This is a genomic window from Penaeicola halotolerans (genome assembly GCF_016464625.1).
GTDB lineage: Bacteria > Bacteroidota > Bacteroidia > Cytophagales > Cyclobacteriaceae > Penaeicola > Penaeicola halotolerans.
In genome coordinates, this window is sequence record NZ_JAEAGO010000001.1 from 15,588 (window position 1) to 41,055 (window position 25,468).

Below are 25,468 nucleotides of genomic sequence, written 5' to 3' on the forward strand. Positions count from 1 at the left end.
GACTTACGCCTTTTCGATAAAATATTGAATTCCTAGATCATAGCCCAAAAGTCCCAAGCCAGTGATACTGCCTATACAGTGCTGCGCGATGATGCTTTTGTGTCTGTACTCTTCTCTTGCATATACATTGGAGATGTGAACTTCAAGCACGGGTGTTTTGATCCCTGCTATGGCATCTGATAGTGCTACAGAAGTGTGTGTGTAGCCACCCGCATTGAAGAGAATGCCATCATAGTCAAATCCTACCTCATGAAGTTTATTAATAAGTTCCCCTTCTAGATTACTCTGGAAGTAAGCCAAGGAGATGATTTCATACTTTGCTTGCAGTTTTTTAAAGAAAGTGTCAAAACTCTCAGATCCGTAGATCTCAGGTTCTCTTTTACCCAGCAAGTTGAGATTCGGTCCGTTTAAGATTAATAATTTCATTTGGCGATGGATATTTTAATTTAGCTAAATTTCGAACATGCAAGCCTGGGAAACACAGATCAAGCACTTTAAAAACTACCTAAAGCTAGAACGAGGATTGGCTCAAAACTCTATCGATAGCTATTTGCACGATATCGTAAAGCTAAAACAGTTTATAGACATCTCCAATGGACCAGAGGATCCTACGGAGATAAAAGCCGCTCAAATCAAAAGTTTTTTGCAATACATAGGAGAGTTAGGGATGAGTTCCTACTCACAAGCGAGGATTTTGTCTGGCGTAAAGGCTTTTTATAAATACTTGTTTTTTGAAAATCGCATCACAAAAGATCCAACTGCAATGGTGGAGGCGCCTAAGATTGGTCGTAAGCTTCCAGATACACTTAATTTTGATGAGATCAATTCCCTACTAGAAGCGATCGACCTATCTACACCTGATGGCGCGAGGAATAGGGCTATGTTGGAGATTCTCTACAGTTCTGGTTTGCGGGTGACGGAGCTAGTGAGTCTAAAAATGGCCAATCTATACTTTGATGCAGGCTTTCTCAAGATCATAGGGAAAGGAGACAAGGAGCGACTCGTGCCGATCGGTAGAGATGCGATGAAGTACACCAAGATATATCTAGAGCAGATCAGAGTGCACTATCCTATCAAAAAGGGCAGTGAACCTTATGTATTTCTCAATAGGAGAGGCTCTCAGCTAAGTCGGGTGACAGTTTTCACCGTGATCAAAGATTTGGCTTTAAAGGTGGGTATCAAAAAAAGTATCAGCCCGCATACCTTTAGGCATTCTTTCGCGACTCATCTGATCGAAGGTGGTGCGGATTTGAGGGCTGTACAAGAAATGCTTGGTCATGAGAGCATTACTACTACAGAGATTTATACGCATTTGGATAGAGATTATTTACGCCAAGTATTACTTGATTTTCATCCCAGAAAATAGCCGAGGATTATGTATTTTAGCGCAATAAATCCTTAAGCTGTGTACCAATCCATCATCAAGCCACTTCTTTTCAGACTTCAGCCTGAGCAAGCACATCATTTGACTTTTCGTTTGGTAAAGTTTTTTTTCAATCTCCCAGGAGCGAAAAGAATCCTAAAGTCAAAATATCAATTTGCGGATCCGCTGCTTGAAAAAGAGGTTTTTGGTATCAAATTTCCTAACCCTGTAGGTTTAGCCGCGGGATTCGATAAAGATGCTGTACTGATCGATGAGATGTCTCAGCTTGGTTTTGGTTTCATTGAGATTGGGACGCTGACACCTCAGCCACAAATAGGAAATCCTCAGCCTAGATTATTTAGATTGCCAGAGGATCAGGCGTTGATTAATAGAATGGGGTTTAACAATGGAGGAGTGGCTGAAGCAGTTGAAAGATTGAAAAAGCGCCAATCAAAAGTAATTATTGGAGGTAATATTGGGAAAAATAAAGTAACACCAAATGAGGAAGCAGTGGCTGATTATGAGCATTGCTTTGATGCACTGTATCCTTATGTGGACTATTTTGTAGTCAATGTCAGCTCTCCTAATACACCTAATCTTAGAGAACTTCAGGATAAAGAACCGCTTAAAGCACTTTTGATGGCGGTACAGACTAGGAATTCGTCAAAACCCGCTCAAAAGCCAGTTTTGCTTAAAATAGCACCTGATTTGACCAATGAACAACTAGATGATATTATAGAAATCATTCAGGAAACAAAAATAGCGGGAGTCATCGCTACTAATACCACCATAGCTAGAGATCAACTGAGCATATCAACAGATAAAATCGAAAAAATCGGTGCAGGAGGTCTAAGTGGCAAAGTATTGGCTAAGAGAAGCACTGATGTGATCCAGTATTTAAGTCACAAGTCAGGTGGAAGCTTTCCGATTATTGGTGTAGGAGGTATATTCACCGCTGCCGATGCGATAGAGAAGTTGGAAGCAGGAGCTAGTCTAGTGCAGGTTTATACTGGATTTATTTATCAAGGTCCAAGTATCGTGAGTGATATCAATAGAGGTTTGCTTTCATACATCAAGCAAAAACAGATCAATTAGGTCTTTTTCGTTTAAGCTTCGGACTTTAGACGATTCTTCATATCTTCAAATGATTTTTGAGAAAAAGCATGAGCACTAATAGTTATAAATCAAACACTTTTAAGAAAAAGGGCGAGCCAGAAAAGAAAACAAAGTCGAAGTTTAAATTCGATATTGCCTTTTTGAAAGATCGCAAAATCCACCTAGCCTTTGGCTTATTTTTATTGCTAAGTGCTATCTTTCTATTCATTGCTTTCTTTGCCTATCTATTTACAGGTAGAGTAGATCAAAGTGTTGTCACGCAGACCATAGACGGAGATCTCAAAGAGACCGTAGCGGAGACGCGCAACTGGTTTGGATATGCTGGGGCTTATTTAGCTCATTATTTCATTTTTAAGTGGTTCGGTCTAGCGGCATTTTTCTTGCCACCGCTGATGTTTTTGATTGGGTTTAAAGTAGTCTTTGAAAGATCGCTCATTTCTATTAGTAGATTTTTTTGGTTCAGTGTATTCTTTACTTTTTGGCTTGGTTTGATGCTAGGCTACGTAGTATTGCTTACTGACGACTTCAATTATTTCGGCTACCTCAGTGGAGGCATTGGATATGAACTTGCTGTCTTAGTTAACGGCTTTTTTGGTTGGGGGACTTTTATTGTGCTACTTTTCGCTTTTTTAGTTTTCAATGTTTTCTTTTTCAACATTACCAATATCGCTTGGCTTACTAAGAAGGAAGTGACTTTGGACGAAGATGAGGAGAAGCTTTTTTCAAATATGACAGATTCGTCTGAGTCAGATGAAATAGTAGCAGACGAACAAGAGGATGAAGAGGTACTAACTGACTGGGCTGTCAAAACTGAGGCTCCAGTAAGTTCTAGTATGCCATTATCAGTTACAAAAAATGAAGAGGAACTACCCGTCAAAGAAACGAAGCTCGACCTACAACTAAGCAATGATTTAAATAAAGAGGTAGAAGAGGAAGTACAGGATAACTTTAAAATAGAAGAGACTATAGCAGATGACAAGCCTGCTGATAAGCTAGAAAACTATGATCCAACCCTAGATCTTAGCTCTTATAAATACCCTACTGTAGACTTACTCAATGAGTATGGAGGTGCCAAAGTCCAGGTAACCAGAGAAGAACTTGAAGCTAATAAAAATAAAATTGTTGAGACACTTATCAATTTTAAAATAGGCATACAAGAGATCAAGGCAACAATAGGGCCAACGGTGACACTCTATGAAATCGTCCCAGATGCAGGGGTGAAGATCTCTAAGATCAAAAACTTAGAAGATGATATTGCCTTGAGCTTAGCGGCTCTGGGTATTCGTATCATTGCGCCAATTCCAGGTAAAGGCACTATCGGTATAGAAGTGCCAAATAAAAATAAGGAAATGGTCAGTATGCGTTCTGTATTGGCTACAGAGAAGTTCATGAAGAGTGATAAGGAATTGCCAGTAGTACTAGGTAAGACCATATCAAATGAGATATTTGTGGCGGACTTAGCTAAAATGCCTCACCTACTTATGGCTGGTGCTACGGGTCAAGGTAAGTCTGTTGGATTGAATGTCATACTAGCTTCTTTGATATATAAGAAGCATCCCTCTCAATTGAAATTTGTTTTGGTGGATCCCAAAAAGGTGGAGCTTACACTTTTCAATAAGCTAGAGAGGCACTTTCTGGCCAAACTTCCAGATAGTGAAGAGGCGATCATCACTGATACTAAGAAGGTGATCTATACGCTCAATTCACTTTGTATAGAAATGGATCAGCGATATGATCTACTCAAAGATGCAGGTTGTAGAAACTTAAAAGAATACAATGCAAAGTTTGTTCAGAGAAAGCTCAACCCTGAGCATGGACATAAGTTTCTGCCATATATCGTGTTGGTCATAGATGAGTTGGCGGATCTCATGATGACAGCGGGTAAGGAAATCGAAACTCCAATAGCCAGACTTGCTCAGCTAGCCAGAGCTATTGGGATACATCTAGTAGTAGCTACGCAGCGTCCATCAGTCAACGTCATCACAGGTATCATCAAAGCTAACTTCCCAGCGAGATTGTCCTTTAGAGTGACTTCTAAGATAGATTCACGTACGATATTAGATGCAGGAGGAGCAGATCAGCTTATTGGTCAAGGTGATATGTTGCTATCAATGGGGTCTGAGATTATCAGATTGCAGTGCGCTTTCATAGATACACCAGAAGTAGACGCTGTCTGCGATTTTGTCGGTAATCAACGCGGATATAGTACTGCTTATTTACTTCCAGAGTTTGTAGGAGATGAGGGAGGAGATGGTATTGGAGATGTAGACCTTTCAGATCGTGATGCCTACTTTGAAGATGCGGCTAGGCTGATCGTCAATGCGCAGCAAGGAAGTACTTCGCTTATCCAACGAAAATTGAAGCTTGGATACAATAGAGCAGGTAGAATCATCGATCAGCTAGAGGCTGCGGGTATCGTAGGACCATTTGAAGGAAGTAAAGCCAGAGAAGTCTTGATTACAGATGAAGGGAGTTTGGAACAATTATTGAGTGAGCTCAACAATAAATATTAGCCTAAACAATGAAAAATATCATACTATCCTTTTGCATACTATTGATTAGCAGTGGTGCTATCTTCGCGCAAAGGGATCCTAGTGCACTACAGCTACTCGATCAGATGAGTGCTAAGTATCAAAAAATGAGTGGATTTAAAGCTAACTTTGACTATACCTTTGAAAACTCGGCTGAGGGTATCAATGAAAAGATGAGTGGCGAGATCGCTGTAAAAGGAAACAAATACAAGCTCAATATCGGTGGGCAAGAGATTTTCAATAATGGGGATGTCATCTGGACGTACCTTGACCTAGATGGTGTTAAAGAAGTTACGATCAATTATTTTGAGCCTTCTGAAGAAGAACTTACTCCTTCGAATATCTATACGATTTATAAAGAAGGATACAACTATAAGTTGCTTCCTGAAAAAAAAGAAGGTGCTATCACTTATCAATATGTAGAGCTCACGCCAACTTCTAAAAGTTCGCCATTTAAAAAAGTGATCTTGCAAATAGAAAAAGATACTAAAAACCTGAAGAGCTGGAAAATCACTGATGAAACAGGTGGGACTTTCAGTTATATAGTGAATAATTTTCAGCCTAATCTCAACTTAAAGGATGCGGATTTCAACTTTGACGTGAAAAAATATCCTGGAGTAGAGGTGATAGATTTAAGGTAACTAATTAGAAATAGACTTTATACGACCCATCCTTTTTAGGATGGGTTTTTTATTGGCTCTAGTAGCTCTGATACTTCTTCTTGCTTTACTTTTCTAGGCCTGATCAAAAGTCTCAATGATGGATCAAAGGATAGATAGTTCCAAGCCCAGTCAAGGAATATAAAGACTTTATTTTTAACCCCTACTATAGCCATCAAGTGAATAAATAGCCAAGTGATCCAGGCAAAGAAGCCATTGAAGTGAATAATTGGGAGGTCTACTACGGCAAGTTTTCGCCCTACTGTAGCCATAGATCCTAAGTCTTTGTATACAAATTTTTCTCCACTTGATACATCATTGTTTTTTCGCCAGAGTAGTAGATTGTCTGCTAGATTTTTGGCTTGCTGTATAGCTACTTGAGCTACTTGAGGATGGCCATTGGGGTACTTTTCAGTACTCATATAAGCGACATCCCCTAGTGCAAAGATATTTTGATAGGATGACACTCTATTGAATCGATCAGTGATCAGTCTCCCACCTTTTGTATAGCTAGCTTCTTCTAGTCCTTCTAAGTGGTTGGCTTTGATTCCAGCTGCCCAAAGAAGCGTTTTGGTAAAGATAGGCGCATGATTTTTGAAACTTACTTTTTGCCCATCATAGTCGACTACTTGTGCTTTTGTCATGACGTTTACACCAAGTCTAGTGAGGTATTCTTTAGCTTTTTCGGAGGAAGCTTCAGACATACCATTGAGCAGTTGTGAGCTAGCTTCTATCAAGTAGACTTCCATCAGGTCAAAGTTCAGCTCGGGATAATCTTTAGGCAAAACAGACTTTTTCATCTCCGCTAGAGCTCCAGCTAGTTCTACTCCAGTAGGTCCACCACCTACGATGACTACGTTCATCATTTCTTCAGCAGCATCATCAGTGAGTGTATTTAGCGCTTCCTCATAGTTAGCGATGATTCTATTTCTGATGTAGAGTGCTTCTGACACAGACTTCATAGGAATGGCGTTTTTTCGAATGTTTTCAATGCCAAAATAGTTGGTGTCAGCTCCTGCGGCTATGACGAGGTAATCATAGCTGATCTTTCCTACACTGGTAAAAAGTATTTGAGCTGTACTATCTACAGAAAGCGCTTCTGCCATTCTAAAATGTACATTCGAAGTCTTATGAAATATCTTTCTCAAAGGAAATGAGATAGCACTGGGCTCAAGTCCCGAAGTGGCTACTTGATAGAAAAGCGGTTGAAACTGATGGTAGTTATTCTTGTCGAGTAAGACGATCTGGTAAGGCTTATGCGCGAGTTTGCGTGCTAGCTTTAAACCAGCAAATCCACCACCGATGATGACGATGCGTGGATTTGATGATTGAGGTAAGTTTTGGATAAAATCAACTGCAATTGGCGCATTTTTCATAAAGGAGGGATTTGAGTGAGATTTCCCTATTTTGTACGATTATTACCGCCTATCGTTCTGTTATTGTGTATAATTTATTGATTTGCTCCTAGCATAAGATTTGGATATTCAGCTACTTTGAAACTTGTTTTTCTGTCAGTATGAAGTTCTTTGACTATATAGTGATATTCGCTTTTATCTTTTTTAGAAAAGTAGTCTATAGCCATTACATTGCCTGTAGGCCAGCTTGGGTTAGTCAGAGGTTGTCTGTTTTTCATCTGACTAGTTTCGTTATTTGACTGCATCAATTTTAGTAAGGCGACATTTTCTTGACTGACCCAAACATTAGATCTGTACTCTTCATCTTCCGTGATATATTCATCGCACATGATGCCACAAATTTCTTTGCTTTTGCCAGTCTTAGTGAATTTAGCATCTTTAGAGATGAGTTCTTCATCCTCCTCTTGATCTTCACTATCAAATGTTGAGTAGACATCTTGTTTGTATGCCATGCTAGATTTAGTACCGTCTTGATTGTCCATCAAGATCACAGAAACTTCTCTTTCTTGATCCATGATATATGTCATCATAGATTGAGATTCGATGGTATTGATCTTAGATCCAGTGATTCTCTCACTTTGAGATATTAGCATGTCCATCATGAAAGGATCTTGTACTCTACCTTTATCATCTACTGCGATGATTTCTATTTTGGCCAATGCGTCAAACGTATAGACGTCCGCAGTTTCGACTTCTTCATAAAGACTTTTCATGAAGTTTTCATACTTAGCTTTCCTTTCTGCAGCGATTTCAGGATCATCTGAGGAAATCTCCTCTTCTCCAAATATTTCCATCCAAGCTTTCTCTACTTGTTTTTCAGCAGCTTTATCTAGTTCCTTTTCTAGCTTTTTTTCTAATGCTTTATTAGCGGCCTGTTGTGCTTTGTTTTTGAGACTGTTTAGCAGCTGTGCTTCTGTGGTTAAAATGATGCAGGTTAAAAAAAATCCTGTCAAAAGTAATCTTGTTTTCATATTGATTTGAGGATTAGTGGTTTATGTCCGAAATGTAGTGGTAATTTTAGATAATTGGAATAAAAATGCCGATAAAGAATTCTTTACCGGCAGTGTTTTTTTAGTCAAATCCTAATATTACTTTTTAACAAAAGATATTAATGCACGAACTGGGAAATGATCGGATGGGTATTTTAGTCCATAATTATCGGTAATTACAGCGTATTTTTTTATTATCAGATTTTGTGAAGTCCAGATATAATCAATTCGTCTAGTAGGCTTCATCTGCCAGTCAAATGCATTGAAAGTACCAATGGGGCCATAAGGAGGACTTGCAGAACTGATGTAGCTATCAGTAAGTGTACTTGATTTTAGGTTTTCATAAGCTTCACTCTGTGGTGTTATATTAAAATCTCCCATCAAAATCACTTCTTCGTTTTTGATAATTTTTGGTATTTGTTCTAAAATTAACTTAGTGCTATTTATTTGAGCTTCTCTACCAACATGATCAAAGTGTGCATTAAAAACGTAGAATACTTGAGTTGTCTCATCAGAAATCGTTTCAAACCTTACCCAAGTACATATCCGCTCCATAGCTGCATCCCAACCAACCGATGGTTTATCAGGTGTTTCTGATAACCAGAAATTTCCGCTATCTGAGACTTTTACTTTTTCAGTATTATAAAATATAGCGCTAAACTCTCCTTTATTTATACCATCTTCTCTACCTACACCAATATATTCATAACTCAATAAGCCATCTTTAAGATCTTCTAGTTGATGTTTTAACCCTTCTTGAGTGCCTATAATATCTAATTGGTGATGTTTTATTAACCCAATGATTTGAGGAAGCCTATTTGACCAGTTGTTAATAGTGTCTCTTTTATCATCAAATTTTATATTGTAAGTGGCTACTGAAAGTGTTTGACTAATTCCGTAGCTAGATACAATGCAAAAAATATAAATAAGTAAAATGTGCTTTTTCATAAATCTTTATTCATGATTTTATAGAAAGGATTTTTAATTATTTGGATCATAAACAAATCCAAGCTTTCTAAGACCTTCTTTAATTTCTGGAGCATTCATAAATAATTTCCAACCAAGTTGTGACCTATAATTTTCTATCATAGCCACAATTGGTCCTTGATCAATAGCGAGATACCTTTGAGGGTACCAATCATCTTTTGGACTTAAAGCATCATAAAATCCATAAAGTCCAAAAGTTTCTTTTCCATAGTTATAATAAAGGTTTTTAATCACATCCATAGATTCATCAGGCGTGTAGACTATAGATGAAAGTGCAGCTGTAGGAGAAATCACTCCTAAGTCACTTTGCTCTCCAGGCTTATGACCAGCATAGCCTTTAACTGAATAGCTTGAAGTAAGGCCCCAAAGGTCCTCTCCGTATCCCTCGAAGCTATTTGAGTTTTCTACGCACCAAGCTCTGTTGATCAATGTATGATTCCGGTTATGATCAAAGTAGTTAGTGTACTGATCTTCAAGACCTCTAGGATCTAAACCTATAAAGGAGTAATGCGCCCAGAATAAAGGGCCTCCCAATTTTTCAGCGTAATTATGTTTCAAATTTAATTTGATACCGTATGGATTTTCATTAGCAGTGATTTGACCATCTCTAGCCCAGCCTTTATGATAAGCATCTGCTGATATCGTATGAGTAGGAGAGGATGCGGCTAGGATATAGGTGATCAGGCATTCATTGTAACCTTCTAGTGGGAAGTTCATCTCCCAGTTGTAGTTTGGAGACCAATGCCAATAAAGAACATCTTTATTTTGAGTATACCAGTCCCACTCCATCTCTTTCCATAGCTTGTCTATTTCCATGGCAAGTAACTGTTCATCTTGTGTCCCATTCTTATAGTATTCTCTAACCGCCAAAAGGCCTTGCATTAAAAATGCTGATTCTACTGTATCCCCTCCATCGTCTTTTGGGCTAAATGCTTTTACTTTTCCAGTTTCTCCATCAAGCCAATGAGGCCATACTCCATGAAATCTATCTGCGCTAGCTAAGAATGAAACTATTTTCTGAAATCTTTTTAAACCTTCTTCTTTAGTGATCCAACCCCTCTCTATACCAGCTAATAAGCCAAAAATACCAAACCCAGACCCTCCAGTTGTGACGATATTTTTATCATTTTGAGGATAAACCCCATCCATGTGATATCTTTCTCTAGCTAATCCAGAGTTGGGTTCAGCACCATCCCAAAAGTATCTGAAAGTGTAGTACTGCACCATGTCCAAAAGCTCTTCATCGGTAAAAGTACGAGTAGAGATTTGCGCAATATTGTATATATTGTCTGAGCCATCTACAGCCTTAATTTGATACTGCAGGTTTAAATTGCTACCAAGATCCGACAAGAAATCTAGATAAACAGTATCTTTTACAGTAGCTCTTTTTGTGAATTTATCTCCATTATCAGTTGAGAGATACACCTCATAAGAAGTTGTATTACTTAATTTATCCCAATGAAGTTCAACATGCTGGTCATACCCTTTTGCTATGACTTTATGTTTCGATTTTTCGTGCTGACAGCTAGCAGTGGTTAAGATGGCTGCTAGCAAGTTGAGATACAATAATGATTTTTTCATGTTGAGTTTATTTTGATTTTGAAAAGAGCCAAGGTAAAAGATCTGGGATAGCGAATGTTGGATCCCATGCATTATGGTTGGCATTAGGGAACTCTGTGTATTTTACATCTGCTCCATTTTTTTTAAGAGCGTCATAAACTCTCTGTGAATATAATACTGGAACAATATCGTCAAGTGCTCCATGAGTGATCCAAAGGCTAGTGTGCTTAGCATACTTTTTAGTTATTGTTACATTTCCACCTCCGCAGATTGGAATTGCAGCAGCAAATTTTTTTGGATTTCTTGAGATTAGGTCAAATGTGCCAAAGCCTCCCATGGAAAGACCTATGACGTATTGACGTTTTTCATCTACAGCTTCATTAGTCAAGATGCTTTGATGAAGTTCTATCAATAGACTCATTTGCTTACTAGGGGGCGCATTTACTTCACTGAAATCCAAGTCTTCTTTATCATAAAGTTTTTTGCGAACCGAAATATCTATCCAATAATCATCCTCTGGGCATTGAGGAAAAACTACAATGGCTGGGAATTTTGATCGATTCTCTGGTTTTAAAAATAATTTGCCTCCATGGGTTAATTGTTTTCGGTTATCACTTCCTCTTTCACCAGCGCCATGCAGAAATAGTACTAATGGGTATTTTTTTGATTTATCATAAGCTTCTGGATACAGTATCCTATAATCCATTCTATCTCCATTTTCATTAATGTAGACTTTTTCTTCGTACAAGCTGAAATCTACATCTTGACCTATACTATTTAGAGCGTATATGGCTAGTAATAAAAGTAATAGTAGTTTTTTCATATCTGTTTTTTTAAAGAAAGGGGAGACCAAAGGTGCTCCCCATTCATCCATTCATATACCCAAACAATATAACTATTTATTCAAAGTGAATTTTGACTCAATTACATCTCTTGAGTTTCCTCCTACGAAGATTTTAAACTCACCAGCCTCTGCTTTGAAATCCATAGAAGCAGTGTAAAAGGCTAGATCTTGCTCAGTGATGGTGAAGGTGATACTTTTCGTTTCCCCACTATTTAGCGCTATTTTTTGAAATCCTTTAAGCTCTTTGACAGGGCGAGTTACAGATCCTACTAAATCCTGTATATACAATTGCACTACCTCTTCTCCATCAAGATCACCTGTATTTGTGATATCTACTATGACTTTTAAGGAATCATTTATATTGATTTTATCAGCACTTAGTTTAAGGTTATTATACTCGAATGAAGTATAGCTTAGACCAAATCCAAAAGGATAAAGAGGATCATTTGAGACATCTAGATATTTTGATGTATACTTCTCATCTGTCATTGGTCGCCCTGTATTTTTGTTATTATAAAAAATAGGGATTTGTCCGACATTTCTTGGGAATGACATGGTTAGTTTTCCAGAAGGATTGTAGTCTCCAAAAAGTACGTCTGCTATTGCATGTCCAGCTTGGGTGCCTGCAAACCAAGTCTCTAAAATAGCATCAGAACTATTGTCAAGCCATTCTATAGTGAGAGGTCTTCCATTCATCAATACTGTAACTGTAGGCTTTCCAACTTTTAGTACAGCTTCTGCTAATTCTTTTTGCACACCAGGAAGGTCTAAGTTAGACCTACTTGCTGCTTCACCACTCATCCAGTAGTTTTCACCAAGGGCAAGGATCACTACATCAGCATTTCTTGCTGCCGCAATTGCTCTATTAAACTCACTTTGATCATTGCCCTCTACGTCACTGCCATTGACTTGTATGATTTTCGTATTACTACCTAGCTTTTCTTTGATACCTTCTAGAAGAGTGACAGCTTTGCTCCAATCTCCCGCAGCGGACCAAGAACCGATAAGATCTCTTCTATTATTACCCATTGGGCCTATAAGGGCGATAGTTTTGACATCTTTACTAATGGGTAAAACATTATCATTCTTTAAAAGAACTTGTGATGCTCTAGCGACTTCTCTCGCGCTCTCTAGATGTTCTTTAGTGAATACTTGGCTTTGCTCTCTTTCTTTATTGGAGTAGCGATATGGATCATCAAATAACCCTAATTTAAATTTCATTCGTAGTACATTTCTAACAGCCTGATCAATAGTCTTTTCAGACACTTTTGATTCAGAGACTAACTCTTTGAGATGATCATAATAAGCAGCTCCTTGCATGTCCATATCTACTCCAGCATTTATGGCTTGCTCAGCAGCATTTTTTAAATCAGTTGAAAAGCCATGAGCGATCATTTCATTGATAGAAGTATAATCGGTAACGACAAACCCATTAAATTTCCATTCATCTCTTAAGATATCATTCAAAAGGTATTTACTTCCTGATGCTGGGATACCATCCACCTCATTAAAAGAAGTCATAAAGGTGGCTACTCCTTCATCGAGTGCAGCTTTGAATGGGGGGAGGTAAGTCTCGCGAAGTACTCGATCAGACATATCTACTGTATTATAATCTCTTCCAGCTAAAGCAGCTCCATAAGCAGCAAAGTGCTTTGCTGTAGCAAGAATAGTATTGGTTTCTTTTAGATCACTTCCTTGAAAACCTCTAACTCGCGCTTTAGCTATGGCTGCTCCTAAGTAAGTATCTTCTCCTGATCCTTCAGAGACTCTGCCCCATCTCGGATCTCTAGAGATATCTACCATTGGTGCGAAAGTCCAATGGAGGCCTTCAGCACTTGCTTCTATTGCTGCAATTCTCGCAGCTTTCTCAATAAGTGCCAAATCCCAAGTAGAAGACTCTCCTAGAGATATCGGAAATATAGTTTTATGGCCATGAATGACATCATATCCAAAGAGTAGTGGAATACCAAGTCTTGTTTCTTCTATGGCTATCTTTTGAAGTTTAGTAGTATAATCTACTCCATAAGCATTAAAAATTGCGCCAACCTTACCAGATTTTATGTCTTCAATATAGCCTTCACGCATAGTAGGACCAGTCACATCGTAGTCACTAGTAAAGAGCGTGAGTTGTCCGATCTTCTCATCAATCGTCATTAGGGATAGAAGAGAGTCAATTTTATTTTCTGTTTGATCTTCGAGATTACTTTGGTCAGCTCTTTCAGAGCATGAAAGAATAGTGAGTAGTATTAGGCATAAGGATAAGCCCTTTGATAGTTGATTTATCATAATAGCTAAAGACAGTGTTAAAAAAAGGAAACAAGACTAAGAGGCACTCTCAGTCTTGTTTCCATTGGTTTAGGTTTGAAATTAATTATATCCTGGATTTTGAGTCAAACGTCCATTACTTAAGTCGATTTCATTCTGTGGTATTGGATATACCTCATTTTTACCTTCTTGAAAGTTAATTCCCAGATTAGCAAATATTTCAGGGGCTCTACCTTGGCGTACTATATCAAAGAATCTATGTTGCTCCATAGCTAGTTCTACTCTACGCTCATGCCAAATAGCTTCTCTGAGTTCAGTTTGGTCAGTAGTAGTGACATCTGGAAGAATAGTATCATCTCCCTGTCTGGCTCTTTCTCTCACTAGGTTAAGGTATCTCAATGCATCAGTTGAATTATTTAACTCATTTGCGGCTTCCGCTGCGATAAGTAAGACATCTGCGTATCTAAGGATTCTGATATTAGCACCTGAATTACCATTCCCTCCCACAGGCTGTACTGGGAGATAGGCTTTTTTACTAAACTTAGCATCAGCAGGCATACCTTGCCCAGCTACTACTACCGAGCCATCAGGAAGGGTCTCACCATTAAAGATAATAGTAGCTTCTCTTCTTGGGTCGCCAGGCTCATATGCATTTGCTAGGTCATTTGAAGGACTATTGAACCCCCAACCTCTGTTTGGATTTCCTCGGATACCTTGTACCTCATTGTATTGGCTACCTCCACCGCCTTGCTCAAGAGCCGCTGTAGAAACTTCAAATACTGACTCTGATGAATGCTCTCCAGCTTGCCTGAAGATCTCCAAGTAATCTGGATAAAGGGCATACTCTCCAGAGTTGATGACTAATTCTGCATAGTCAAAGGCATTTTGAAAGTCATTTTGGAAAAGATGTACCTTAGCTAATAAGCCGTTGGCAGCTCCAGAGGTAACGCGACCGAGATCTGATGCTGCATATTGAGATTTAGCGGGTAGATTTTCAGCTGCAAACTCAAGGTCTGCTTCAATAAAATCATAAATAGTCTCTTTAGGCACTCGCTCTTGGAAATACTCATTTGGATTGAGATTTCTATCTACCAAAGGAAGGTCTCCAAACGCCCTAACAAGGAAGAAATAGAAATAGCCTCTCATGAATCTATTTTCTGCAATGAGTCTATTTTTCAATACTGGGTCGATATCGGTTACATTTTCAATACCAGCAATCGCTTGATTAGCTCTGAATATTCCTTGAAAATAGCCATTCCAGATGCCATTTGGTGCAGTATTATTTGCATCAAATGTGAAGTCATTGATGTCTTGTAAAAATGCAGCATCCCCAGGTACAGAACCTTTTTCAGCGTCATCTGAAGCAATATCCGTAACTCCTATGTAGCTAAATACATGCACATTGAATGATCTCAAGATACTGTAAGTAGCATTAGTAGCTTGTTCGGCATGTTCAGCAGTTTGAAAGAAGCTGTCTTGTGTGAGCTGACCTTTTGGGGTTTTATCCAAAAAGTCTTCGCATGAAGTTGATAGCGTAAGCACTGCTGCCAAGCTAACTACTTGAAATATGCGATGATATCTTTTATTGATTAAATTTTTCATTTTTTTTTGATGATTTTGGATAATTAGAAATTGGCTGTCACGCCTAGTGTAAATGTTCTTGCAATTGGATAAATGCCTGAATCTATGGCATTACCTAATACATTTCCTCCTCCAATTTCTGGAGTATATCCGCTGTACTCACTGATAGTAAATACATTTGTTCCACTTACATAAACTCTAAGTTTATCTACTTTTATTTTCTCCAAGGTGCTGATTGGAAGTGTATACCCAAGCTGGATGTTTCTTAATCTTAAGTAAGATCCGTCTTCAATAAATCTTTCAGACACTAAGTAATTATGACCCCCATTAGTTACTCTAGGCTCTGTATTACTTGTGCCCTCACCTGTCCATCTGTCTAAATAAGAGGATTCAAAATTGTAAGTATTGAATCTGGTTTGCTTCTTAGCGTTATAGATTTCATTACCAAGTGTACCATTGAAATCAGCTGAGAGATCGAAACCTTTGTAGGCAAAGCTAAAGTTGAATCCAAAGATGAAGTCTGGGATAGGAGAGCCTATTTTGGTTCTATCTTGGTCATTGATCACCCCGTCACCGTTGACATCTCTATATCTAAAATCCCCAGGCACTTCTCCACCTCTTTTAGGAATACTAGCATCATTGATTTCTTGTTGATTTTGGAATATGCCATCAATCTGATATCCGTAGAAATATCCAATAGACTGCCCAACAACTGTACGACCAACCAGAAATCCATTAATTCCGGCCGCTCCACCTAATAATTGTTCATTTCCTCCTCCTAAACTCAGGACATTATTTGAAACAGTCGAAGCCACTACTCCAAATGAGTAGTCTAGATCACCTTTTCGATCTCTCCAGTTTAATGTCAGGTCAACACCTGAGTTTTCTACGCTAGCTGCATTCACTGTCGGATTATTAGCAGATCCTACATAAGCAGGAATTGGCACACCTATTAAAATGTCGTTAGTTTTTCTGTAGTAATAGTCAACTTCACCAGTAAGTCTATTATCAAACATTCCAAACTCGAGACCCACGTCAAATTGCTCAGTTTCTTCCCATCTGATTTGAGGATTAGCTAATCCAATGATAGTTGCACCAAATATCAAGTCTTCATCGACACCAAAAATGGCATTTTGATTACCGCTCACAACTGGTATGGCCGGATAGTTACCGATACGATCATTTCCAATTACACCATAGCTAGATCTGATTTTTAGATCTGATAGGAAGTTTGATTGTTGTAAAAACCCTTCTTCTATCAGTCTCCAACCAGCGGCTATCGAAGGAAAATATCCATATCTATTTTCTCTACCAAATCTAGAAGAACCATCCGCTCTTAAAGTAGCAGTCAAGAGATACTTATCTTTAAAAGTATAGTTAGCTCTCGCTAAATATGAAATCATTGACCAGTCTCCCGCTCCATTGAAGTTGGTTTGTGTTGCCGCATCACCTGCGCTCAAATACCACAATGCTGGGTCGTTACTTGGTAGATTCAGTCTACTTCCTCCTATATTTTCAGTATAGAAATCCTGCGTAGTGATACCTGCAAGCACATTTAATCTATGATCACCCCATTCCTTATCATAAGTGAGTGTATTTTCCCAAAGTACATTGATAGTTCTAAATGAGCTTACATTGAGAGAGTTGTTAAGGTTTTGCTGCAATGGAGATACAAAATATACAGGGGTAAAATTTCTTGATTGACCATTTGAGAAATCAAGACCGAAGCTTGATCTAAAGCTAAAGTTCTTCAATAGCTTGATATCCATATAAGCATTACCTACCGCTCTGTAGCCTAGATTTTCATTGTTTGAGTTGTATTCAAATGATGCTAGTGGATTTCCTACTGGAGATGTATCACTATATGAGCCATCAGGATTTCTTGGACTGATCGTTGGATATGCTTGATAGGCATTGCTGATCACTCCTGGGGCATCTTGCCTAGTAGTATAGATTAAGCTCATATTATGTCCAAAAGTGACGTTTTCAGACATTTTATAGCTATTATTTAGTCTTAATGTAAATCTATCAAACTGAGATTCTTTGACTATGCCTTCTTGAGAGAAGTAGTTGAAGTTTAAATTATAGGTCATTTTATCACTACCACCCCTAGCTCCGATGTTGTAGCTGGAAATTGGAGCTGTTTGAAAGATCTCGTCCTGCCAGTCAGTGCCTTCACCAAACTGGTTAGGATCATATAATGGAGGCTGACCCACATTTTGTTGAAGCTCATTATAAAGTGTAGCAAACTGGTTGGCATTTACTAAGTCGATCTTTTTCGCTAAGCTTTGTACGCCATAGTATGAATCGAATGTGATGATATTATCTTGCCCAGCTCTACCAGATTTGGTAGTGACGATGATTACACCATTTGCACCTCTAGAACCGTAGATTGCTGTTGCTGAGGCATCTTTAAGTACTTCTACTGACTCTACATCATTTGGATTGATAAAATTGATATCATCAAGTAGCATTCCGTCAACTACAAAGAGTGGGTTAGCATTGTTTAGTGTACCAATACCTCTAATTCGAACGGTTGATCCAGCGCCAGGTGCTCCCGAGTTTGCAGTTACATTAACCCCTGAAACTCGCCCTTGTAGTGCTTGTTCTACCGATGGGGTAGGTATTCTAGTGATTTCTTCAGCTTTCACACTAGAGATTGAGCCTGTTAGGTCACTCTTTCTTTGGGTACCATAGCCCACTACCACTACTTCTTCAAGTAACTCTAAATCTTCTCTGAGAGTGATATTGATGGTGCTTCTATTTCCTACTGTCTCTTCTACAGTGGTGAAGCCAATAAAAGTAAAAACCAGTATTGAAGAGCCATCCTTCACATTTAGACGGTACTGACCATCTAAATCAGTCGTAGCACCATTATTGGTGCCTTTTTCTCTGATATTGACACCTGGTATAGGCTCTCCATCAGATCCAATGACTTGTCCAGTGACATTAACTTGTGCCATAGCGACTACGCTTGAGAGCATCATCATAAAAAGGAGCATCACTACGCTCAGCCTTTTAGTATGCCATAGCACGTTTGCTGTGTTTTTTTTGGGTAGATTTTTTGACATCTTAATTTAGGTTTATGTTAACTTTTCTCGATTACCAAATAATATTTCAATCGATTGCATGATATGCTTCATGCTTTGGAATTTTACATTTAACCAAGAATGCCTGCAAGAAAAATTTAGGAAGAAATTTATTTAAGCCTCTTAAAAAGGTTGAAAATTCAACGCATTTATTTCGCCTTAGTATCAGTAAAAAATAGGCCTGATTTAAAATCAAATGGGTGACGAGCGTATTTTGTTGCGCTTTAAAAACAATTTATTAATCCCTTTAAGAAATAGGAGCAATACAGAAGTATGGTTAGAAGATTGTTTGGTTTATTCATCAAGGATGATATTTTTCCATTGATGCTTTTCTTTTGATAATCCTGTGATTTTTTCCTCGATTTTCTTTTTAAAGTTCCAAACCGTATTTCTTCTAAGGTTAAGCATTTCGGAGAGTGAATCTAAAGTTTGCTTATCTGTTTCCGCGATAACTGTATAAGCAAGATAAAATGCTTTTTCTAGAGGGAATTTGATGCCATGAAATATAGTGCCTGAAGTCGCTGATTCTATATAGCCACATTTGGTACATCTTTTAGAGAAGAGCTTCGGCCCATTGGATCCTTTTCTATTATTGCAATTTTTACATCTGAAGTTGCCTTCTGACCATTTAAATTCTTCTAAATACCTCAGGCAAGCTAATTTGTCTGGGAAAATATTCTTAAACTCATCAAATGAAAGAGACTTGTTTGTTAGTCTAGCTTGAAGTGACTCTTTAAAATTACTCTTTAGTTTATAATTGTCCTTATCGAGTAGCGCATTCATTCGTTGAATTTCACCATCAAGCTCTATCAGCCTTTGATTAGAAGCTATCAATTCTTTTGATTTCTCTTCTAGAGCCTTAGTCCTTTGAGAAACCTTTTCTTCCAGCTCTCTATTGACTTTTTCTTTCAACTGAACATTAATTTCATGCTCCTTTAAAATTCTTTTCCATGCCTTATCTCTATTTTGCTTGAGTATTCGAATTCTATCACCCAAGGCAAAAGCTAAGAAAAGCATCTCAAGTAAGAATGCAATATGTAAGCTGTAGTATAGGATAGTAGAGAATGGAACAAGGCCAAGATTTAGCAATGCTTTGATAATAAAACCGATGAATAAGAATCCATAAGCGATCACAAAGAATCGAGCTATCTTGTAGCCAGTACTTAAAATGTGAATTCCAACATAGAAAATGATGAAAAATGGGATAGTGTCTATTGGGCTTACTTCAAACATTCTTTGATTAAGTGTCAGACCAATCAGAAAATAGACTGTCTTAAATGCTAAAGCTCCCCAAAGTAGATAGTAAAGTTTCTTAGATTTGAATTTGACATTTAGAAACCTAAAGGAGAAGAGAACTGCCCAAATCACAATCATAAAACTGAATATACCATAGGCTATCTGATTCCATTTTGGACTGTTGGGCCATAAGTATTGATAGGCAATACCATCCACACACATAGCATAGATCCCTACACTCAAAAGGTAGAATATGTAGTAGAGGTACTTAACTTCTCGGATAGCGAAGTAAACTAAGAGATTGTACAAAGCTAATATGAGAATCATCCCATAGAAGATACCGTAAATGAAGTATTCATTAAGGGCATAATAGACAAATCTATTCAAAGATCTTACAGTCAGTCTAATGTCAGCTTTTTGTGAGGACCTCACCTTAAAATAATAAGTATCTACTCCTGTAAGATCATTATCTATGATTAATTCAAAATTTTTGTGTTGAAGTGATCTTTCTTTAAAAGGCTTAGCATCACCGAGATGGTAGATTTTGTAGGTACTGTCTTTTTGAGGGGCAAATGCTATAATCTCATCAATCGTCTGATCAAAAAACTCAATAAGCCATACTTTTTGAGAATTAGGGTTTTTTTCAATATTTAATTTTATCCAATAGGTGTTTTTTTCCCGAAAATCAGCATTTGTGAAGGTGGAGTCAATTTTGAAATTGCCTTTAAAATCTAAAGATGAAATCTCTTCGAATTTTAACGCATTTGTTGTGTCTTCAAAAAATAGAAGAGATGATATCGGTAGAATTCTTTCATCTAGTCGATCATCGATTTGTATTATAGCATCTTTTGTCTGACCTGTTGATAGCTTTGACAAGAAAAGCAATAAAACTAAACACAAATTGAATCTCCTGCTCATATCTATTTACTCATCAATCCAGCCTCCTTCAAATCCAGCCCTGATGAGCCCATTTCGAATATAGGGATTTTTCTTCATCACTGACCAAATCAATTCTGATTCGTGGTTTTCAATCATCAATAAGATTGGACCTTGATCAATACCTAGATAATCTTTTGCGATCCAGCCAGCTGCATTTGTTTCGCCATATATGTAAGTTGGATTAAATGCATCTTTAAATCCATATGCTCCATATAATCTATCTCCGTAAATACTGTACATTGCGCTGAGGGCTTTTTTTGATTCTTCAGGTGTAAAAGCATAACTTCCGCCAGCAGCAGTTGGAGCTATCGTACCATCGTCTACTTGGTAATTTCTGGCAGCACCTCTAGCTCTATAATCATAAAACACTTGGCCTCCCTCTTGTACATTTCCTGGTCCATCACTTGCCGTAAGCCCCCAGATATTTTCAGAGTAGCCCCTAAACCTTCCAGGGTTTTCTATGCAATAAGCTCGATTGCTTAATGTAGCTCGTCTTGAGTTTTCAAAATAATCAAAACCCAAGGTAGCTGTGTAGTCATCATTAATTCCCCTAAAATCAATGTAGATATGACTATATTGATGTCCAAATAGTGGTCCAAAATTAATATGTGTAAAACCTTGAAATGAGCCTACCTCATAAGTACTTGTCCAAGCAGGCCAAACACTTTCATCTAAGGGATATGTAGGCGATCCAAGGCCAAGAATATAGAGTATCATTGCCTCATTGTAACCTGTCCATTCGAAAGGTAAAAAGCCTTCTTCTGGAATCCAGCCAAGACTCATTTTTGCTTTATCATTCATAGCCCATTGCCAATCCACAGCTCTGTATAATTCATCTGCTACATTTCTAATGGATAGTTCATCTTCAGTATCTCCATCGAAATAGCTTTGACAACTTAATATCCCTGCCATCAATAAAGCAGTATCAATGGTTGAGAGTTCTACTTCTCTATATCGATATCCTGTATTCATATCTAAAAAGTGGTAGAAAAAACCTTTATACCCTCCGACCTGTATGCTGCTGTTTGATTGGGGTAGTGATTTTAAAAATTCTAATGTTTTTTTAACTCTTTGGACAGCTTCAAACCGAGATATGTAGCCATTTTCTACACCAACTATATAAGCTGTAAGACCAAAACCAACAGCAGCTATGCTACTAAAACTCTCAGTCGGTGCTCTGTCTGGAATTAACCCTGTCTCATTATCAGCTATGTCCCAGAAAAAATGAAAAGTATCTTCTTTCAGTTGCCTGATAAATTGAAGTGTATCTAAATTGCTGACTTCAGGTGGAGTTGTAGGGTTTTGAGGTAATTCTGTTTCACTTTTACATCCATAAGTGAAAATCAGAAAAAGTACTATACAATATTTTAATAGGTATTTCATCAAATAGGTCTTTTCTGTGTTTGAGTTTGCTCTGATAAGGGTATAAACTTCAAATGCTCCTCAAATTAACGAATGCCTCAATCATTTCGCATAAATACGTGTTTTGTAAGTGCTAGTCCAAACTTATTTTTAAATTCGTTACTCTGATTGATCTAATTTAAACAAACTGATATGTTGACGATAAACCCCAAAGATATTTCTACAGGTGAGTTTCACGGCTATATGCTTGGAGCGATTGCTCCTAGACCGATCGCTTTTGCAAGCACGATAGACAAGGCAGGAAATGTGAACTTGAGTCCATTTAGCTTTTTTAATGCCTTTGGTTCAAATCCTCCTACGATCATCTTTTCTCCAGCACGTAGGGTAAGGGATAATACCATCAAGCATACCCTAGAAAATGTGATGGAAGTAGATGAAGTGGTGATCAACATCGTCAACTACAATATGGTAGAGCAGATGTCTCTAGCGAGTACAGAATATGACAAGGGAGTTAATGAATTTGTTAAATCTGGATTGACAGAGGCTCCCTCATCGCTAGTCAAACCACCACGTGTACTAGAAGCTCCCGCAGCTTTTGAATGTAAGGTAAAGCAAATCATCTCTATGGGAGACCAAGGTGGTGCAGCTAATTTGATCATTTGTGAGGTGATATTAGCACATTTTAATGAGAACATACTTGATGCTGATGGCAAGATAGATCCCTTCAAACTGGATGCAGTGGCTCGAATGGGGGGCGACTGGTACTGTAGAGCCAATGGAGATGCGCTCTTTGAAATACCAAAGCCTGTCAGAAATAAAGGAATAGGTGTGGATGCTTTACCTCAGTCAGTGAGAGAAAGTGTCATTTTCACGGGAAATAATATTGCTAGACTAGGTAATGTAGAACAACTTCCTTCGGCAGAGCAAGCAGCAGCTTATCTAACGGAAAATGCAGAGCTAAAAGAGCTACTTACTCGTCTCAAAAATGATCCTGAGAACCTCATAGATCAAATACATGTGCTCGCTAAGCAACATTTGGAGGCGGGAAACGTAAATGAAGCATGGATGATACTACTCCAAATATTATAAGGCGGAATCCCATGTCTTGTTGATTTGAAGTGGTTTTATTGATATTATCAAAACATATATTTGTTTTGCTCGATTTGTTTTCTAACTTTACTGAAAACCAGACAGTTGTACTATGAAGCCTCCCAAATTTCTCTTCAGTTTCACAACTGACGATACGCGTGAGTATATCATTCATGCACATCCGCCAGTCATGCTTTTTAAGGTAGATCGCAATGCGAAAGGGGAGGTAGAACTGAAAGTGCAAAATAGTCAACCCTTAGAAAAAGATGAGTCGAAAATGAATCAACTCTTGGCTGAAGCTAAAAATTGGTTTTATAGAGAGATATATCAATGAAGAAAGTCTAGTCAACTGACTAAACTTTCTTATTTATTATCGAATGATTTCATTGATTTTTTCCCACATGAGATTATGAAAAATGACGGGGACCTCTCCGCCATCACTAGGAGCTTCACCCATCCGAATGACGACAAGGCGCTGACTAGGAATGATGTCTAGTATTTGTCCATTAGCGCCTAGTCCAGCAATCATATCACTTGGTGCCTGTGGTGCTAGCACACCGCTGAAGCTATTAGGATTGCCAGGATAGACGATACTCGTTTTCCCATTGAGCCACCATAGGTATCCATAGGCTGGATTTAAGCTTTGAGATGAATTGGTCATCGCTTGGAGATAGGCTTTATCACTTATTATTGGCGTTTCTCCCCAATTTCCATCATTGAGAATCATTAGTCCGAATCGTGCCATAGATCGAGGTGTACTAAAGTAGATACCATTGTATCCTACTTGACTCCAAAAGCCATTCATTCCTATCTTTTGCGCTATTTTTTCATTGGTATAAAGCGTCCTTGATCTACCAGTAGCGTTTTCCAATACACCATCAAGAAGCGTATAGGGTGCATTGTGGTAGTACCATTGGGTATTTGGCGGTGCCATATACTGAAGGCAAGCAGGCTCAGTACACATCAGGTCAGCCACTTCATAATCGAGACCTGTGGTCATAGTGAGTTGCCTTTTGATGGTAATTTGAGACTCTTGAGAGGGGCTTAGTGATGTCCATCCTTCTCCCAAATATTGACTGCTTGGATCATCTATGTTTAAAAGTACTTCCTCTTGAGCAATCCCTATGAGTGTAGCGGTGATTGTCTTGCCAGCTGATGCCCAGTACCAAAAGGAGTTCTCATCAAAACTTTCAGTGCTAGATATTTTTTGACCCCAGTAGTTTTCAAGGACGATCTTACCATCCTTCAATAGGATGAATGCCCTTGTGTCATTGGCTTCTAAAAATTCATAAAGTGCTGGTATTTGATCAGTATTCCACCCGAGAGATGCTGCGTCTGTCGTTTCCCATGTATTGCCACTGAGTGGAGGGAAATATAATGCTTCATCAGGCTGAGGTTCGTCATTTTTAGTGCATGAAAGCAGTAATAGCGATAAAATGAATAGTTTACTTAGCTTTAGCATAGCTTAAAATCTTTAGCTGAAAGTTACAGAGATAGTTTTTCATTCCTTTGATCCACACGAACTTTGTATTGGTTTTCACTGTATCAAAGAGTGTGCTAATTCAAGTAGTTTAACAATGAGACTACTAGCGCGTTTTCTTTAAAATAATACCAATGAATCAATCATTTATCAAATGCCTATTTGCACTCCATCAGGAAGCTGCCTGTTGTCCTCCGCCTAGGGTTGTGGTGTACTTTCATGAAGAGCTGATAGGCTTGCTATATCCTGAGTTTTCTGAGCTAGATTTTCCTAATACCGCTACACTAGAAGACTACATCAAGGAGCTGAAACAACAATTAATTTTACTTTTAGAGAAAGCTCCACTGCCATCTAGCGTAACTGCCGATCAAGTTGCTGAAGTGTTTTTTGGCCAACTCCCGCTGATTCGAGAAGCGATAGATAAGGATGTGCAAGCGACTTATGATGGCGATCCAGCTGCACAAAGCACTACTGAAGTGATTAGAACTTACCCTGGCTTCTATGCGATAGCTTCTTACAGACTGGCTCATGCACTTCATCAGCTTGGGGTAGCCCTCATTCCAAGGATGATCACAGAGCATGCTCATAGCAAAACGGGCATAGACATTCATCCTGGAGCGGAGATAGGGGCATACTTTTGTATAGACCATGGGACTGGAATCGTGATCGGGGAAACCGCTAAAATAGGTGATCATGTGAAAATCTATCAAGGAGTTACTTTGGGTGCGCTGAGTGTGCACAAGGAAGACGCAGCCATTAAAAGACATCCTACGATAGGAGAAAGGGTAGTCCTATACTCAGGCGCTACGATCTTGGGTGGAGAGACTGTTATCGGTCATGATAGCATCATTGGTGGCAATGTTTGGCTGACTAGGAGTGTGGCTCCTTTTTCTAAAGTGTATTATCGAGCACAGATGACTGATGGTTCGGGGAATACGGATATGATCACTTTTAAACCTTGAT

Annotated in this window: 19 protein-coding genes; 7 read left to right on the forward strand and 12 right to left on the reverse strand. The window is 38.4% G+C overall.

Translation table 11 applies throughout. The annotated features are described in order from the left end of the window. Positions 1-3: 3 nt before the first annotated feature. The gene (gene aroQ, locus I5349_RS00100) at positions 4-426 is read right to left on the reverse strand and encodes a type II 3-dehydroquinate dehydratase (protein ID WP_226388685.1); all 423 of its coding nucleotides are present in this window, start codon (positions 424-426) and stop codon (positions 4-6) included. Between the two features lie 37 nt (positions 427-463). Here aroQ and xerD point away from each other — a divergent pair, with 37 nt between their 5' ends. The 4 genes from xerD (at position 464) to lolA1 (ending at position 5,651) form a co-directional block, all read left to right on the forward strand. Continuing rightward, complete coding sequence (gene xerD, locus I5349_RS00105; RefSeq protein ID WP_226388686.1) at positions 464-1,366, forward strand: site-specific tyrosine recombinase XerD; 903 nt, start codon at positions 464-466, stop codon at positions 1,364-1,366. 39 nt (positions 1,367-1,405) lie between these two features. Then, complete coding sequence (locus I5349_RS00110) at positions 1,406-2,458, forward strand: quinone-dependent dihydroorotate dehydrogenase (RefSeq protein ID WP_226388687.1); 1,053 nt, start codon at positions 1,406-1,408, stop codon at positions 2,456-2,458. Positions 2,459-2,526: 68 nt separating this feature from the next. Continuing rightward, complete coding sequence (locus I5349_RS00115) at positions 2,527-4,992, forward strand: FtsK/SpoIIIE family DNA translocase (protein WP_226388688.1); 2,466 nt, start codon at positions 2,527-2,529, stop codon at positions 4,990-4,992. Between the two features lie 8 nt (positions 4,993-5,000). Further along, the gene (gene lolA1, locus I5349_RS00120) at positions 5,001-5,651 is read left to right on the forward strand and encodes an outer membrane lipoprotein periplasmic chaperone LolA1 (protein WP_226388689.1); all 651 of its coding nucleotides are present in this window, start codon (positions 5,001-5,003) and stop codon (positions 5,649-5,651) included. A 35-nt stretch (positions 5,652-5,686) separates the two neighbouring features. Here lolA1 and I5349_RS00125 read toward each other — a convergent pair whose 3' ends face one another. From I5349_RS00125 to I5349_RS00170, 10 genes are all read right to left on the reverse strand, one after another. Beyond that, the gene (locus I5349_RS00125) at positions 5,687-7,045 is read right to left on the reverse strand and encodes an NAD(P)/FAD-dependent oxidoreductase (RefSeq protein WP_226388690.1); all 1,359 of its coding nucleotides are present in this window, start codon (positions 7,043-7,045) and stop codon (positions 5,687-5,689) included. A gap of 74 nt (positions 7,046-7,119) precedes the next feature. Next, positions 7,120-8,055, reverse strand: coding sequence for a DUF4412 domain-containing protein (locus I5349_RS00130; RefSeq protein WP_226388691.1), 936 nt, complete (start codon positions 8,053-8,055; stop codon positions 7,120-7,122). Between the two features lie 117 nt (positions 8,056-8,172). Further along, complete coding sequence (locus tag I5349_RS00135; protein WP_226388692.1) at positions 8,173-9,021, reverse strand: endonuclease/exonuclease/phosphatase family protein; 849 nt, start codon at positions 9,019-9,021, stop codon at positions 8,173-8,175. 33 nt (positions 9,022-9,054) lie between these two features. Further along, complete coding sequence (locus tag I5349_RS00140) at positions 9,055-10,641, reverse strand: glucoamylase family protein (protein ID WP_226388693.1); 1,587 nt, start codon at positions 10,639-10,641, stop codon at positions 9,055-9,057. 7 nt (positions 10,642-10,648) lie between these two features. After that, on the reverse strand, positions 10,649-11,443 hold the full coding sequence (locus I5349_RS00145; protein WP_226388694.1) for a carboxylesterase family protein: 795 nt from the start codon (positions 11,441-11,443) through the stop codon (positions 10,649-10,651). A gap of 72 nt (positions 11,444-11,515) precedes the next feature. After that, positions 11,516-13,750 (reverse strand): beta-glucosidase BglX, encoded by a 2,235-nt coding sequence (gene bglX / locus I5349_RS00150; protein ID WP_226388695.1) that lies wholly within the window; start codon positions 13,748-13,750, stop codon positions 11,516-11,518. An 81-nt stretch (positions 13,751-13,831) separates the two neighbouring features. Continuing rightward, positions 13,832-15,331, reverse strand: a complete 1,500-nt coding sequence (locus I5349_RS00155) for a RagB/SusD family nutrient uptake outer membrane protein (protein WP_226388696.1) — start codon at positions 15,329-15,331, stop codon at positions 13,832-13,834. Between the two features lie 23 nt (positions 15,332-15,354). After that, positions 15,355-18,381: a SusC/RagA family TonB-linked outer membrane protein gene (locus I5349_RS00160; RefSeq protein ID WP_226388697.1), complete on the reverse strand. Its 3,027-nt coding sequence runs from the start codon at positions 18,379-18,381 to the stop codon at positions 15,355-15,357. Positions 18,382-18,693: 312 nt separating this feature from the next. Beyond that, a complete protein-coding gene (locus I5349_RS00165) occupies positions 18,694-20,511 on the reverse strand; it encodes a 7TM diverse intracellular signaling domain-containing protein (protein ID WP_226388698.1) in 1,818 nt (605 codons plus the stop codon). A gap of 48 nt (positions 20,512-20,559) precedes the next feature. Next, positions 20,560-21,957: a glucoamylase family protein gene (locus I5349_RS00170; protein WP_226388699.1), complete on the reverse strand. Its 1,398-nt coding sequence runs from the start codon at positions 21,955-21,957 to the stop codon at positions 20,560-20,562. 171 nt (positions 21,958-22,128) lie between these two features. On the opposite strand from I5349_RS00170, the gene I5349_RS00175 reads away from it, so the two are divergent. Both I5349_RS00175 and I5349_RS00180 read left to right on the forward strand, forming a co-directional pair. After that, complete coding sequence (locus I5349_RS00175; protein ID WP_226388700.1) at positions 22,129-23,025, forward strand: flavin reductase family protein; 897 nt, start codon at positions 22,129-22,131, stop codon at positions 23,023-23,025. Positions 23,026-23,137: 112 nt separating this feature from the next. Beyond that, complete coding sequence (locus I5349_RS00180) at positions 23,138-23,359, forward strand: hypothetical protein (RefSeq protein ID WP_226388701.1); 222 nt, start codon at positions 23,138-23,140, stop codon at positions 23,357-23,359. A 36-nt stretch (positions 23,360-23,395) separates the two neighbouring features. Here the strand turns inward: I5349_RS00180 and I5349_RS00185 are convergent, their stop codons facing one another. Further along, positions 23,396-24,487 carry a serine hydrolase domain-containing protein gene (locus tag I5349_RS00185; RefSeq protein ID WP_226388702.1) on the reverse strand — a complete coding sequence of 364 codons (1,092 nt, stop codon included), beginning with the start codon at positions 24,485-24,487 and terminating at the stop codon, positions 23,396-23,398. A 152-nt stretch (positions 24,488-24,639) separates the two neighbouring features. Here I5349_RS00185 and I5349_RS00190 point away from each other — a divergent pair, with 152 nt between their 5' ends. Next, positions 24,640-25,467 (forward strand): serine O-acetyltransferase, encoded by an 828-nt coding sequence (locus tag I5349_RS00190; RefSeq protein ID WP_226388703.1) that lies wholly within the window; start codon positions 24,640-24,642, stop codon positions 25,465-25,467. The last annotated feature ends 1 nt before the right edge of the window (position 25,468 follow it).